The sequence below is a fragment of the Pseudomonas fragi genome, assembly GCF_002269505.1.
Lineage (GTDB): Bacteria > Pseudomonadota > Gammaproteobacteria > Pseudomonadales > Pseudomonadaceae > Aquipseudomonas > Aquipseudomonas fragi_D.
Genome location: NZ_NQKQ01000001.1, coordinates 49,294 through 63,985, shown reverse-complemented (window position 1 = coordinate 63,985; position 14,692 = coordinate 49,294). Strand labels below are relative to the sequence as shown.

7 protein-coding genes are annotated in these 14,692 nt (G+C 61.0%); 5 read left to right on the top strand and 2 right to left on the bottom strand.

All coding sequences use genetic code 11. The annotated features are described in order from the left end of the window. Window positions 1-875: 875 nt before the first annotated feature. On the bottom strand, window positions 876-2,519 hold the full coding sequence (locus CJU81_RS00285; protein ID WP_095035053.1) for a response regulator: 1,644 nt from the start codon (window positions 2,517-2,519) through the stop codon (window positions 876-878). A 243-nt stretch (window positions 2,520-2,762) separates the two neighbouring features. Here CJU81_RS00285 and CJU81_RS00280 point away from each other — a divergent pair, with 243 nt between their 5' ends. From CJU81_RS00280 to speA, 4 genes are all read left to right on the top strand, one after another. Further along, entirely contained in the window at window positions 2,763-3,830 is a 1,068-nt protein-coding gene (locus CJU81_RS00280; protein WP_095035052.1) for a DUF2333 family protein, read from the top strand. Between the two features lie 3 nt (window positions 3,831-3,833). Beyond that, on the top strand, window positions 3,834-4,376 hold the full coding sequence (locus tag CJU81_RS00275; RefSeq protein WP_095035051.1) for an NUDIX hydrolase: 543 nt from the start codon (window positions 3,834-3,836) through the stop codon (window positions 4,374-4,376). A gap of 278 nt (window positions 4,377-4,654) precedes the next feature. Then, window positions 4,655-5,026 (top strand): translation initiation factor Sui1, encoded by a 372-nt coding sequence (locus tag CJU81_RS00270; RefSeq protein WP_016783399.1) that lies wholly within the window; start codon window positions 4,655-4,657, stop codon window positions 5,024-5,026. Window positions 5,027-5,234: 208 nt separating this feature from the next. Then, on the top strand, window positions 5,235-7,154 hold the full coding sequence (gene speA, locus CJU81_RS00265) for an arginine decarboxylase (RefSeq protein ID WP_095035050.1): 1,920 nt from the start codon (window positions 5,235-5,237) through the stop codon (window positions 7,152-7,154). Window positions 7,155-7,232: 78 nt separating this feature from the next. Here speA and CJU81_RS00260 read toward each other — a convergent pair whose 3' ends face one another. Next, complete coding sequence (locus CJU81_RS00260; protein WP_095035049.1) at window positions 7,233-8,576, bottom strand: MATE family efflux transporter; 1,344 nt, start codon at window positions 8,574-8,576, stop codon at window positions 7,233-7,235. 189 nt (window positions 8,577-8,765) lie between these two features. Here CJU81_RS00260 and CJU81_RS00255 point away from each other — a divergent pair, with 189 nt between their 5' ends. Beyond that, window positions 8,766-13,655, top strand: coding sequence for an alpha-2-macroglobulin family protein (locus CJU81_RS00255; protein ID WP_095035048.1), 4,890 nt, complete (start codon window positions 8,766-8,768; stop codon window positions 13,653-13,655). The last annotated feature ends 1,037 nt before the right edge of the window (window positions 13,656-14,692 follow it).

Below are 14,692 nucleotides of genomic sequence, written 5' to 3'. Positions count from 1 at the left end.
GGCTGCGTTGTTCGATCTGCTCCCGGGTGCGCTTGAGTTCAGCCGGGTATCGGCTTAACAGGCTGTTGAGTTCGCGCTTGAGGTCAATCCCGGCATCTTCAGCCTGGGTCGTCTCGGTGCTTTCAAGGCCCATCATCGCGGCAAAGTCGTCGGTGCCCGAGGCGCTTTTACTGCTCACGCCCAGTAGGGGCAGGGCATCGATTTGTCTGGCCAGGCCCTGAATACTCTCCAGTTCGCGTTCCACGTCACCGGCCAGTTCACTGCGTCCGCTACTGACCAGTTTGTCGCGGGCAAAGGACAGTCTGGCCAGGTGTTGCGAGGCTGTGAGCAGCAGCGGCAGGTAGGCGCGGGCCTCGACTCGGGATGCCTCGCCGGCATATTGGCTGAGTTGCTCCAGATTGGCCCCCAGCTCGCGTTCGGCCTGAAGCAGCAAGGCTTGGGGTTCACCGGCCAGTTTTCCGGCGGCCAACAATTCGGTATTGCTGTAGGTACTCAGGTTCTCAAGGCTGGGGCGCAGTGCATCGGCCAGCGCGGGCGGCAAAGGGGCGAGTTGGCTCTTGATAGTGTCGAGGGCGCTGTTGGCATCGCTCAGGCGCAGGGCGTCGCCACTGGCGAGGTAGTCCTCGATATTGCGCGCCACTTTGTCTTGGAACTGCTGCGAGAGGCTCAAGTAGCGTTCCATCAACAGAAACGGGCGCTCCAATGCCTGCTGCGACCACCACAAGGTAGCGCCCAAGGCGAGGCAAACGGCGACCAGCAACAGGGTGTTGAGGTTGGTTAGCAGCTTCAGGCGCATGTGGGATTTTGCCTACTACACAGTCAGAAGCGGCAAAAGTTATTGCACTTAAGTTACAGCGGTGTGACGGGAAGACAGGTCACGAACAAATAGTGGCAATTAGCCTTGATTGGTGAAAGCTGTGTACCTGATTGCGCCCGTTGTTCTTGGCGCGGTACAGCGCCTCATCGGCCTGGGATGCCATCAACAGGCTGTCGGCATCGCCGTGCATCTGCACGACACCCGCGCTGAAGGAGCACGACAGGTCAACGGGTTGTGCCGGGTAGTGAATTTCAGCAAAGCGCTGTCGAATCTGATTGAGCACCTTATAGGCCGACTCTTGATCGGTGTCCGGCATGACAATGGCAAATTCTTCACCGCCGTAACGGCCAATGAAGTCGGTTTTGCGCAGGCGCTGCTTGAGAAACAGCGCCAGGCTTTTGATCACCCGGTCGCCCATGGGGTGGCCGTAGCCATCGTTGACGTGCTTGAAATGATCGAGGTCGAGCATGGCAAAGCTCAAGGGACGGTTCTCGCGGCGGGCGCGGAAGGTGCAGTCTTCGAGCAGTTGCAGGATATGGGTGTGGTTGTACAGCCCGGTCAGGCTGTCGCGCACCATCCGCGCCTTAAGATGGCGGGCGCGCACGGCACGGTTGCGTACGGTGGTGATCAGATGGCGCGGCTGGATCGGCTTGGTCAGGAAGTCATCGCCGCCCTCGCTCATGGCATCAAGCTGCTTGTCCATATCGTCTTCGGCCGACAGGTAAATGATCGGCACGCTGACGTAGCGGTCGTTGTGGCGGATGACCTTGGCCAGCTCGGTGCCAGTGCAGGAGGGCATGTACATGTCGAGGATGATCAGGTCCGGCTGGAAGTCGGCCAGCTCGGCCATTGCCTGGATCGGATCGATCAAGGTGCGGGTAACAATGCCTGCGCTGTTGAGCAGGCGCTCGGTGTGCAGCGCCTGGGCCCGGGAGTCATCAATGATCAGCACTTTGTACGGCTCATACTGGGCAACACAGGTCAGCACTTCGATCTTTTCCATCAGGCTGGAGGCTTCGAGGGTGCCGGTCAAAAATGCTTGCCCGCCTGCGCGCACGGCGGCCAGGCGGGTCGGGGTGTCGGTTTCATGCAGGCTGAAAAACAGCAGCGGCAGTTTTTGTTCAAGACCGATCTGGGCTTGGGCGGCCAGCTCCAGGCCAAAGCCCGGGCTGGCAAAGTCGACGTCCATCACGATGGCGGCAGGGTGGCGCTCGGCCATGGCCTGACGAAACTCCGTCGGGCTGCTGAAGGCCAGGGTGCTGAGTTCGAAAAACTCCAGCTGCCTGGCCAGCCGGTCGGCCCGTTCCAGGTCTTGCAGCAGGATATACACTGGCTTGCGCAGCGGTGGCAGGCTGATATTGGCCATCAGGTCGCCCTGACGCAGGCCGGTGCGTGACAGACGCTGCATCAGGCGGTTGAGTTCGGTGATGATAGTGCTACTCAGGCGGCTCTGGTTGGCCGCCATGTCGCGCAACGCAAGGTCGATGGCCCGCGCCAGCTCGGTGTGCTCGGGCTGTTCGAAACGCTCGGCAAACCGCAGCAAGCGCAAATTGGCGTCGTCGAGCTCGGCCAGGCCGGCAGGCGACCATTCATTGGTCTGCAGGCGTTGCCAGATCTCCAGGATCTGGCGGGCCTGGTGGGTGACACGCTGGGCAAAGTGGTTTTTCAGACGCTCGCGACTGGGATCTTCTTGCTCGGTCATAACCTGGCTGCTGGGTAAGGAAGCATGCTGGATTCGGATGATGGCTCTATGCTAGCAGTTCATTGCAAATGTACGAGTTTCTCCTTGAAATTAACTGTCGGGTAGCCATATTGCCCATCACCTGTGCGCTTGTTCTATAGTGCCGGGCGTAGTGGCCCCCTGAGATAAAAAGCGTGCATGCAAGGCACGATGGGTTAGGGTTGTGGTCGAACCGTTGAATCAAGCATATGAAAGGATATAGCCATGCTGGACTGGAAAAAACGTGAGGGCACTGCCCGCGAGTCGGTCAAAGAGACCAAAACACAGTCGCGTGGTTATTTCAAAAGTATCCTGCTGAGCCGCTCGATTGCGGTGCTGGTGGCGATCTTCATAGTGGTGAATCTGGGCTTGGGCTGGTACTGGAGCCAGGAACCTGACTTGTTCCCGGTACAGCAAAACGCCCAACTGGCGGCCGAGAAAGAAGGCAAGCAGATGGTGCCGGGCTTCACCACCGTCGAAACCCTCAAGACCGTGGCCGGTACATTGCTTAGCAAGCCGGGCGGTTACCTGTCCAATGACCGTTTCCCGCCGGGCATCTTCCTGGACAACATTCCGAGCTGGGAATATGGCGTTCTGGTGCAGGTGCGCGACCTGACCCGCGCCCTGCGCAAAGACTTCGCCCGTTCGCAGTCGCAGTCGGCTGAAGATGCGGATCTGGCCAAGGCCGAGCCGCGTTTCAACTTCGACAACAAGAGCTGGATGCTGCCGTCCAGCGAATCCGAATACCAGGAAGGCATCAACTCCCTGAGCCGTTATCAGGCCCGCCTGGCTGACCCTACTCAGAAAAACGCCCTGTTCTATGCCCGTGCCGACAATCTGAACAACTGGTTGGGTGATGTCGGCACGCGTCTGGGCTCGTTGTCGCAACGCCTGTCGGCCAGCGTAGGCCGGGTCAAGCTCAACAGCGCGCTGAAAACCGAAAGCCTGCAACCGGGCCAGGTGCCGGTGGTTGACGAGGAAGTGGTCGAAACCCCGTGGATGCAAATCGACAACGTGTTCTACGAAGCTCGCGGTCAGGCCTGGGCCTTGTCGCACCTGCTGCGCGCCATCGAAGTGGATTTTGCCGATGTGCTGGCCAAGAAAAACGCCACGGTCAGCGTGCGTCAGATCATTCGCGAGCTGGAAGCGGCGCAGGAGCCGGTCTGGAGCCCGATGATCCTCAATGGCAGCGGCTATGGCGTACTGGCTAACCACTCGCTGGTCATGGCCAACTATATTTCCCGCGCCAACGCGGCGGTCATGGACCTGCGTCAATTGCTGTCGCAAGGCTAAGCAATGGCCATTTCAGCCCGGGAAGCCGCACACCGTGCGGCTTCCGATGTAGAGCAGGTTGCCTGGGTCGATCGTGATGATCGCCTTTTGGGTGGTTTGCCGCGCCGCGAACTGCGTGATCGCGGCCTGATTGGGCGCGGTACTTTCATCTTGCTGTTCAACTCTGCCGGGGAGCTGTGCGTACATCAGCGCACCCTGAGCAAGGCGCTGTACCCGGGTTTTTGGGATGTGGCGGCAGGTGGAATGGTCGGTGTGGACGAAACCTACGCCGAATCGGCGGCCCGTGAACTGGCCGAAGAGCTGGGTGTCAGTGGCGTGCCGTTGACGGCCCATGAACGCTTTTACTTCGAAGGCCCGCAGAACCACCTGTGGTGCGCGGTGTTTTCAGCTGTGTGGGACGGCCCGTTGCAGGTGCAGCCTGAAGAAGTCCAGCAAGCGTGCTTTATGCCGGTGGACGAGGCGTTGCGCCTGAGTGAACAGCACCCGTATTGCCCGGATTCGCTGTCTGCGCTCAAGCGCTACCTGGCGCAAATCAATACGTTGTAGGTCGCCCTGGTGGGAGCGAGCCTGCTCGCGAATGCTGTTCGCGAGCAGGCTCGCTCCCACGGTTGAAGTCCATGTGGCGCTTACGATGATTTTTGCGCCGATTGGCTATTGGGCAGCAGCGATTTTGTCGTTACACTGCGCGACCTTTTTCAGGCTCAGGCGGTTTTTCCCCCCTGAGTTGCGCTGCCCCTGCCAGAGTGGGGCTTCGCGGTCGGTACACCTTGGCGCAACAGCGTCAGGCACCGGCCAATTATTTGTCCTCCGAATGAGGATTGCCGGTGGCCAAAAAAGCCGCATCCTTCGCCGCCCTTGGTGGCCTGGTATTTTCCACCGACGCAGGTCGTCACTGTCCGGACTGTCGTCAGCCGGTGGACGCCTGTACCTGCAAACAAACCCTGATCCCCGAAGGTGATGGCATTGCCCGCGTACGTCGCGAGAGCAAGGGCCGCGGTGGCAAGACGGTGACTACCATCACCGGTGTGCCGCTGGCTGAAGACGCACTCAAGGAGCTGGCCACTACGTTGAAAAAACGCTGTGGCACCGGTGGCGCGTTGAAAGACGGCATCATCGAGATCCAGGGCGACCACGTCGAGCTGCTGCTGGCCGAGCTGGTCAAACACGGCTTCAAGGCCAAGAAGTCCGGCGGTTAGCAGCCTCTGTGAAAACCACCGCGCAGCCGCTCTGACGCCTCTTGAGGGCTGGTCAGAGCGTGCTCGCCATGGTTTTCACAGAGCCTGTTATCACCGGTTTCTAAACTCGGCGCTATTGTCAGGGTCTGACTAATCGTCACTTTCACACTTTAGACTGCGCCAGCCTGCTTTCAGGCTGGGCTATTTGACTTATTTATAGGGGACTTCGATGTCCGTACGACGCACACGCAAAGACGATGGCAGCCAATGGACAGTTGCGGACAGCCGCAGCGTTTATGGGATTCGCCATTGGGGGGCCGGGTATTTCGCGATCAATGAAGCCGGTCGCGTAGAAGTACGTCCGAACGGCCCGAACAGCTCGCCCATCGATTTGTACGAGCAGGTCGACGAGCTGCGCAAGACCAGCGGTTTGTCCTTGCCATTGCTGGTGCGTTTCCCGGATATCCTGCAAGACCGTGTACGCCAGCTGACTGGCGCGTTCGACTCCAACATCGCGCGCCTGGAGTACCAGAGCGAATACACCGCGCTGTACCCGATCAAGGTGAACCAGCAGGAAGCGGTGATCGAAAACATCATCGCCACCAAGAACGTTTCGATCGGTCTTGAAGCCGGTTCCAAGCCCGAGCTGCTGGCCGTACTGGCCCTGGCACCCAAGGGCGGCACGATCGTCTGCAACGGTTACAAAGACCGTGAGTTCATCCGCCTGGCGCTGATGGGCCAGAAGCTGGGTCACAACGTCTTTATCGTGATCGAGAAAGAGTCCGAAGTAGACCTGGTAATCGAAGAAGCGGCCTCCCTCAAGGTCAAGCCGCAGGTCGGCCTGCGCGTACGCCTGTCGTCCCTGGCTTCGAGCAAGTGGGCTGACACCGGCGGTGAAAAATCCAAGTTCGGTCTGTCGGCCGCGCAACTGCTGTCGGTGGTTGAGCGCTTCCGTGCAGCAGGCCTGGATCAGGGCATCCGCCTGCTGCACTTCCATATGGGCTCGCAGATCGCCAACCTGGCGGACTACCAGCACGGTTTCAAGGAAGCGATCCGCTACTACGGCGAACTGCGCAACCTCGGCCTGCCGGTTGACCACATCGACGTGGGCGGCGGTCTGGGCGTGGATTACGACGGTACCCACTCGCGCAACGCCAGCTCGATCAACTACGACATGGACGATTACGCCGGTGTGGTCGTGGGCATGCTCAAAGAGTTCTGCGATGCGCAGAGCCTGCCGCACCCGCACATCTTCTCCGAGAGCGGCCGTTCCCTGACCGCGCACCACGCCATGCTGGTGGTGCAAGTGACTGACGTCGAGAAGCACAACGACGACGTGCCGGTGATCGAAAACAAGGAAAGCCTGCCAGAAACCGTGCAGTGGCTGGTGGACCTGCTGGGTCCGACCGACATTGAGATGGTCACCGAAACCTACTGGCGCGCCACGCACTACATGAGCGACATCGCTGCCCAGTACGCCGATGGCAAAATCACCCTGGCGGAAAAAGCCCTGGCCGAACAGTGCTACTTCGCCGTGTGCCGTCGCCTGCACAACTCGCTGAAAGCGCGTCAGCGTTCCCACCGTCAGGTGCTGGACGAGCTCAACGACAAGCTGGCCGACAAGTACATCTGCAACTTCTCGGTGTTCCAGAGCCTGCCGGACACCTGGGCGATTGGCCAGGTACTGCCGATCCTGCCGTTGCATCGTCTCAACGAAGAGCCGCTGCGTCGTGCCGTGCTGCAAGACCTGACCTGCGACTCCGACGGCAAGATCAAGCAATATGTCGATGAGCAGAGCATCGAAACCAGCTTGCCGGTGCACGGGCTGAACGAAGGCGAAGACTACTTGCTGGGGATCTTCCTGGTGGGCGCTTACCAGGAAATCCTCGGTGACATGCACAACCTGTTTGGTGACACCGACTCGGTGAACATCTACCAGAACGAAGACGGCAGCGTTTACCACGCCGGTATCGAGACCCACGACACCATCGAAGACATGCTGCGCTACGTGCACTTGTCGCCTGAAGAGCTGATGAACCATTACCGCGACAAAGTGGCCAGCGCCAGCATCAGTGCCAAGGAGCGTACCCAGTACCTCGACGCACTGCGTCTGGGCCTGACCCGCTCGTCGTACCTGTCGAGTCACTAACCGCCTGCGGGCTTGGGTGCTGACTGAAAAACGCTGACCTGTGCATGGCATGGGTCAGCGTTTTTTTTTGCCCGTGCGTCAGGCGCCGAACCACTGGTCCTTGCGCTGCATCTTCCACGCATACACGCCCAGGGTCAGGCTGCGCAGCACCATAAACAGCAGAAAACTTATCCACAGGCCGTGGTTGCCATAGCCGTGCAGGGCCCAGGCGGCGGGGAAGGCGATGACCACGCTGATCACCATCGCATCGCGCATTTCGCGGGCACGAGTGGCGCCGATAAACAATCCGTCGAGCAGATAGCTCCATACTGCAATCAGCGGCAGTAGCGCCAGATAGGGCAAGTACTGGAAAGCGGTTTCACGCACGGTGGGGATATCGGTCTGCATTTGCACAAACAGATGGCCGCCGAACATAAACAACAGTGCAAACCCCACGCTGGCCAGCAACGACCAGCCACAGGCCACGACCATTGATCGGCGCAAGGCCTGACGGTCACGGGCGCCGATGGCATGCCCGCAGAGCGCCTCGACAGCATGGGCCAGGCCGTCCAATGCGTGGGCGGCCAGCAACAGGCCATTGAGCAGCAGCGCATTGGCCGCAACCGTGGCGTCACCCAAACGGGCGCCTTGCAGGGTGATGGAGAAAAACACCAACTGCAGCATCAGGCTGCGGATAAAAATATCGCGATTGACCCCCAGCAGCGGTTTCCAGTTATGCCAGACGCGCAAGGCGGCCCACGCCAGTGTGCCGGGAAATCGGCGCAGCGCGCCGCGGGTCAGCCACAAGCCGAGCAGGGCACCGCTCCATTCGGCAATCACCGAGGCTCGCGCCGAGCCGGCCACGCCCCAGTCCAGCCCGAGCACGAACCACAGGTTAAGGGCGATATTGACCAGATTGGTGGTGAGCAAAATCGCCAGCGGCGCGCGGGCGTTTTGCGTCCCTAGAAACCAGCCCACCAGTGCGTAGCTGGCCAGGGCAGCGGGCAGGCCGAACAGCCGGATGTGGAAGAACTCCAGAGTCAGCGCATGCAGTTCGGTGGAAGGCTGCATCAGGCTCAGGGCCACGCCGCTGAAAGGAATCGCGATGGCCCCCAGCAGCATCGACAGCAGCACGCTGAGCAACAGGCCCTGCAGCAGAATCTGGCGCAGAGCGGTGCCATCGCCGCGCCCGGCGGCTTGCGCGGCAAAGCCGGTGGTGCCCATGCGCAAAAAGCCCATCATCCAGGCCAGAAAGATATACAGACTGGCGCCCACGGCGACGGCGCCCAATTGATGGGCGTGAGGCAAATGGCCGATAACGGTACTGTCGACCAACGCGACGAGTGGCACGGAGATATTGGACAGGATCATGGGTGCCGCCAGCGCCCACACCCGGCGATGGGTAGGGCGGTCGCGCCAGTCGGCGAGTAGGGAAGATGACATGCAGGCTCCTTTGGGGGGGCGATTGTAGCCGCAAAGCCTGCCCTCACCCCAACCCTCTCCCGGAGGGCGAGGGGGCTGATCTGCGCTTTTTTCCCCTCTCCCTCCGGGAGAGGGCTAGGGTGAGGGGCTCTTGATCTTCACTCAGCTGTTATATAGTCAGTACTTATCTGCCCAGTAAACGAGAACACCATGCTTAACAAAGGATTGTTCCTGGCCTGCACACTGGCGCTGCTGAGCGCTTGTGATTCTTCCAGCGTCGACAAACCCGCCGCGCCACAGGTTGCCGCCACCCAGCCCGCCAAGCCGGTGCAGGACGTCAAGGTGCTGGCCGAACGCTATGCCGGGCGCGAGTTGAGTGTGGTGGATGTCTCCGAGGTGCAACTGGACGGGGCCAGCACCTTGTCCGTGAGCTTCTCGGTACCGCTGAACCCGCAGCAGAACTTTGCCGACAAACTGCACCTGGTCGACGCCAAAACCGGCAAGGTCGATGGCGCCTGGGAGCTGTCGGACAACCTGATGGAACTGCGCCTGCGTCATCTTGAGCCGCAGCGCAAACTGATCCTCACCGTTGACCCCGGCCTGCGTGCCGTCAACGATGCCAAGCTGGCCGCTGAATACGTCAGCCGCCTCGAAACCCGTGACCTGCAACCCACGGTCGGTTTCGCCAGCCGCGGCAATCTGCTGCCCACGCGTCTGGCCGAAGGTTTGCCGGTCATCGCGCTGAACGTCGACAAGGTCGATGTCGAATTCTTCCGGGTCAAACCCGAGTCGCTGCCAGCATTTCTCAGCCAGTGGGGGCGCAACAGCAGCCTGCAGAGCTACGAAGCCAAAGACCTGCTGAACATGGCCGATCTGGTATACGCCGGGCGCTTTGATTTGAACCCGGCGCGCAATACCCGGGAAACCCTGATCCTGCCAACAGCCGGAATCAAACCCTTGCAGCAGCCGGGCGTATACCTGGCGGTCATGACCGCGTCGGGCAGTTACAACTATTCCACTCCTGCCACCTTGTTTACCCTCAGTGATATCGGCCTTTCCGTGCACCGTTATCAGAAGCGCCTGGATGTTTTCACCCAGGCCCTGGAGGGCGGCAGTGCCTTGAGCGGGGTCGAGCTTGAGTTGCTCGACGGTAAAGGACGCATGCTCGGTCAGGGCAAGACCGGCAAGGAAGGTCATGCCGAACTGGCCTTGCCGCCCAAGGCTGAAGTGCTGGTCGCTCGCCAGGGCGATCAAACCAGCCTGTTGCGTTTGAACACGGCGGCGCTGGATCTGGCCGAATTCGATATCGGCGGTCCTCAGGCGCATCCGTTGCAGTTCTTTGTATTTGGCCCCCGTGATCTGTATCGCCCTGGCGAGACCGTGCTGCTCAATGCCCTGCTGCGTGATCGCGATGGCAATCCGGTCAAACCGCAGCCTGTGAGCGTTGAAGTGCGTCGCCCGGACGAACAGGTCAGCCGCAAGTTCGTCTGGTCAGCGGACGCTTCCGGTTTGTATCAGTACCCCCTGCAACTGGCCGCCGAAGCGCCGACCGGGCGCTGGCAGCTAGTGTTCGATTTTGGTGACGGCAAGCCGCAGTTGTATGAGTTTTTGGTCGAAGACTTTTTGCCGGAGCGCATGGCCCTGGAGCTTAAAGGCAGTGACACGCCGCTAAGCCCCGAGCAAACCGCCGAGGTGAAGGTCACCGGACGTTATCTGTACGGGGCTCCGGCAGCCGGTAACCGCCTGAGCGGTCAGGTCTATGTGCGGCCATTGCGCGAGGCGGTCAGCGCTTTGCCGGGCTATCAGTTCGGTTCGGTGACAGAGCCGGAGCTGATTCAGGATCTGGAGCTGGATGAAAGCGTGCTCAATGCCGAAGGCAAGGAAACGCTCAGCATCGACAGCCAGTGGAGCGATGCCAAGTCACCGCTGCAACTGATCGTGCAGGCCAGTTTGCAGGAGTCCGGCGGGCGTCCGATTACCCGGCGTCTGGTGCAGCCGGTATGGCCGGCTGAGCGTCTGCCGGGGTTGCGCGGCCTGTTTGACGGCACTGAAACCGATGGCGACGGCCCGGTTGAGTTCGAGCTGCTGGTTGCTGACAGCCAGGGCAACAAACTGGCGGCCGATAACCTCAAGGTGCGTCTGGTGCGCGAACGCCGCGATTACTACTGGAACTACTCGGACAACGACGGCTGGAGCTACCACTACAACGAGAAGTTTTTGAACCTCAACGAAGAGACCCTCAGCCTCAAGGCCGGCGAAACCGCCAAGGTCAGCTTCCCGGTGGAGTGGGGCCCTTACCGTGTTGAAGTCGAAGACCCGCAAACCGGCTTGATCAGCAGTCTGCGCTTCTGGGCCGGTTATCGTGCCCAGGACAACGCCGAAGGCGGTGCCGTGCGCCCCGATCAGGTCAAGCTGGCGCTGGACAAGGCCGCCTATGCCGATGGCGATACGGCCAAAGTTACCGTCACACCCCCTGCGGCTGGCAAGGGCTACTTGCTTGTCGAAGGCAGCGATGGCCCGTTGTGGTGGCAGGAGATCGAAGTACCTGCCGAGGGCAAGGCCTTCGATATCAAGCTTGACTCGAGCTGGGCACGCCATGACTTGTATGTCAGTGCGCTGGTGATTCGCCCCGGTGAGCGCAAGACCAATATCACGCCCAAGCGTGCTGTCGGGGTGCTGCACCTGCCGATCGACCGCAGCCAGCGCAAGTTGGCACTTACGCTCGATGCCCCTGAGAAAATGCGCCCCAAACAGCCGCTGACGGTAAAACTTTCGGCTAAAAACGCTGATGGCAGTATCCCCAAACAGGCCCATGTGCTGCTGGCTGCCGTGGATGTCGGGGTGCTCAATATCACTGACTACCCGACCCCCGATCCATTCACCAGCCTGTTCGGGCGTAAGGCCTATGGGGCGGATCAGCTGGATATTTACGGGCAGTTGATCGAAGCCGGGCAGGGTCGTCTGGCCAGTCTGGCGTTCGGCGGCGATGCGGCACTGGCCAAGGGCGGCAAGCGACCTGCCACCAGTGTCACCATCGTGGCGCTGCAAAGCGCGCCGGTGACGCTCAACGAGCAGGGCGAAGGTGAAGTCAGTGTGGATATCCCCGACTTCAACGGCGAGTTGCGCTTGATGGCACAAGTCTGGACCGACGATCGCTACGGCATGGCCGAAGGCAAGACCGTGGTCGCTGCGCCACTGGTGGCCGAGTTGGCCGCGCCGCGCTTTCTGGCCGGTGGCGACGAGACCAGGCTGGCGCTGGATCTGTCCAACCTCACTGACAAAGCGCAAACGCTGCGCGTGCAACTCAATACTGACGGGCAGTTGAGCCTGCTGGCGGATGCGAACCAAAGCGTGACCCTGAGCCCCGGCCAGCGCAGTACCTTGCACATACCGGTCAAGGCTCTGGGTGGTTTTGGCTCGGGCGTAGTCAGGGTCACGGTCAGCGGGCTGGACCTGCCGGGCGAAACCCTGGCGCCGTTTACCCGCGAATGGACGCTGGGCGTGCGCCCTGCGTACCCGGCTTTGCTCAGGCATTACCGTGCTGTACTCAACGAGCAGCCGTGGACCTTGCCGCAAAATGAGCTGCAAGCCTTTGACCCGGCCGGGCGCGAAGCCTTGCTGAGCTTGTCGAGCCGCCCGCCGCTGAACCTGGGCGAGCAGATTCGTGCGCTCAAGGCTTACCCGTATGGCTGCTCCGAGCAAACTACCAGCGGCCTGTACCCGGCGTTGTATGCCGATGCCGCGCTGCTCCAGCGCCTGGGCCTGGAAGGTGAACCGGACACCGAGCGCAAACGCAAAATCGAGTTGGGTATCGAGCGCCTGCTGGGCATGCAGCGTTACAACGGCAGCTTTGGCTTGTGGGGCGCGGATGGTCAGGAGGAGTACTGGCTCACGGCTTATATCACCGACTTCCTGTTGCGCGCCCGCGATCAAGGCTACGCGGTACCGCCCGAGGCGCTGAAAAAGGCCAGCGAGCGGTTGCTGCGTTATGTGCAGGAACGCAACCTGATCGAGGCCGACTACAGCGACAACCTCGACCACACCCGTTTTGCTGTACAGGCCTATGCAGCGCTGGTGCTGGCCCGAAGCCAACAGGCGCCGCTGGGCGCGCTGCGCAGCATTTTTGAGCGCCGCAGCGATGCCCGCTCCGGCTTGCCGCTGGTGCAGTTGTCGATCGCCCTGCAGAAGATGGGCGATCAACCGCGCGCTGACCAGGCGCTGGTTGCCGGGCTGGCAGCGACGCGCAAGGCTGATCAGTGGCTGGGAGACTACGGCAGCCCGCTGCGTGATCAGGCGCTGATTCTGGCCCTGCTGGAAGAGAACAACCTGATGACGGGCCAGCGCGAACAACGCCTGTTCGACTTGTCCGATCAACTGGCGGCGAGCCAGTGGTTGTCGACCCAGGAGCGCAATTCGCTGTTCCTCGCCGGTCGTGATTTGCTGGGCAAGCCTGAGGCCAACTGGAGTGCGCAACTCACCAGTGGCGACCAGATCCGCGAGCTGAACAACGCTCGTTCAGGGCTCAAGCTTGACGGGCCGTTGCTGGCCTCGCCCCTGACCCTGCGCAACGAAGGCAGCGTACCGGTTTATCAACAGCTGACGATTTCGGGTTATCCACAGCAGGCCCCGGCAGCGGGTGGTGAAAACATGAGCATTCGCCGCGATTACCTGGGCATGAACGGCGAGCCGCTGGACCTCAAGACGCTAAAAAGTGGTGATCTGGTGCTGGTGCATCTGGCGGTGACGGCCAAACAGCAGGTGCCGGATGCGCTGGTGGTCGACTTGCTGCCTGCGGGCCTGGAGCTGGAAAACCAGAACCTGGGCCAGAGCGCGGCGAGCCTTGAAAACGCCAGTACTCAAGTGAAGCAATGGCGCGAGTCGATGCAGAATGCCAGCGTGCAGCATCAGGAATATCGGGATGACCGTTATGTGGCGGCGTTGAAACTGGATGGCTATGGCACCACGCACCTGCTGTACCTGGCCCGGGCCGTGACCCCGGGTACCTACCGGGTACCGCCGCCGCAAGTGGAGTCGATGTACCGGCCCAACTGGCAGGCTGTGGGTGAAGCGGCGGGGGAGATGGTGATCAAGGGGCGTTAGGTCTGTGGCCGCTGTAGCGGTTTAACCGGTACACCGGGTACATATCCGGCATTCGCGTTTAACCGGGATATTGGTTTCGCCCTTACGGCGAGTCACTTTTTCCAGACGCCGAAAAAGTAACCAAAAAGGCTTGCCCCTGGCGTACGGCCTTCGCTGCGCTCAGGTTCCCTCGTTCCGGTCCCGCTCCGTGGGCACGCCGCCACGGGCCATCCTTGGCCCATCGCGGCTCTCCCGGCATCCATGCCGGGAGGCCCACTGCGCAGAACCTCCTCTCGCCCTCCCGATGGGGCGGGCAGATCAAAAGCCGCCGAAGCGGCCGACCGGCCGGCCTGTTTGAATGCAGGATCTGCGACCGACATCTTCTCTCTGTGGGAGCCGGGCTTGCCCGCGATGCCGAATCAGCTGTTTTCCCGTAGTCGCTGAGGAGCGTAGCGAGGCTGCGTATCGGTCGCCAAACTTACGCCGGGTTTAACTGGTGTTGCGGGTACATATCCGGCATTCGCGTTTAACCGGGATATTGGTTTCGCCCTTACGGCGAGTCACTTTTTCCAGACGCCGAAAAAGTAACCAAAAAGGCTTGCCCCTGGCGTACGGCCTTCGCTGCGCTCAGGTTCCCTCGTTCCGGTCCCGCTCCGTGGGCACGCCGCCGCGGGCCATCCTTGGCCCATCGCGGCTCTCCCGGCATCCATGCCGGGAGGCCCACTGCGCAGAACCTCCTCTCGGCCTCCCGATGGGGCGGGCAGATCAAAAGCCGCCGAGGCGGCCGACCGGCCGGCCTGTTTGAATGCAGGATCTGCGACCGACATCTTCTCTCTGTGGGAGCCGGGCTTGCCCGCGATGCAGGCACCTCGTTCTATCTGGAGGAACACAGTGCTGCCATCGCGGGCAAGCCCGCTCCCACAAGAATTTGGCGTTGATTAAATTTTTTGCTTTTGCTTTTGCTTTTGCTTTTGCTTTTGCTTTTGTTGTTGCCACTCGATTGTGCAGGCGACGCGAATGCCCCTCACAGAAGGCCGAACGCAGGTGCTGTTATGGGG

Coding starts and splice junctions, on each gene's coding strand:
- CJU81_RS00255 (WP_095035048.1), top strand. CDS start 8,766: ATGCTTAACAAAGGATTGTTCCTGGCCTGCACACTGGCGCTGCTGAGC.
- CJU81_RS00280 (WP_095035052.1), top strand. CDS start 2,763: ATGCTGGACTGGAAAAAACGTGAGGGCACTGCCCGCGAGTCGGTCAAA.
- speA (WP_095035050.1), top strand. CDS start 5,235: ATGTCCGTACGACGCACACGCAAAGACGATGGCAGCCAATGGACAGTT.
- CJU81_RS00275 (WP_095035051.1), top strand. CDS start 3,834: ATGGCCATTTCAGCCCGGGAAGCCGCACACCGTGCGGCTTCCGATGTA.
- CJU81_RS00260 (WP_095035049.1), bottom strand. CDS start 8,576: ATGTCATCTTCCCTACTCGCCGACTGGCGCGACCGCCCTACCCATCGC.
- CJU81_RS00285 (WP_095035053.1), bottom strand. CDS start 2,519: ATGACCGAGCAAGAAGATCCCAGTCGCGAGCGTCTGAAAAACCACTTT.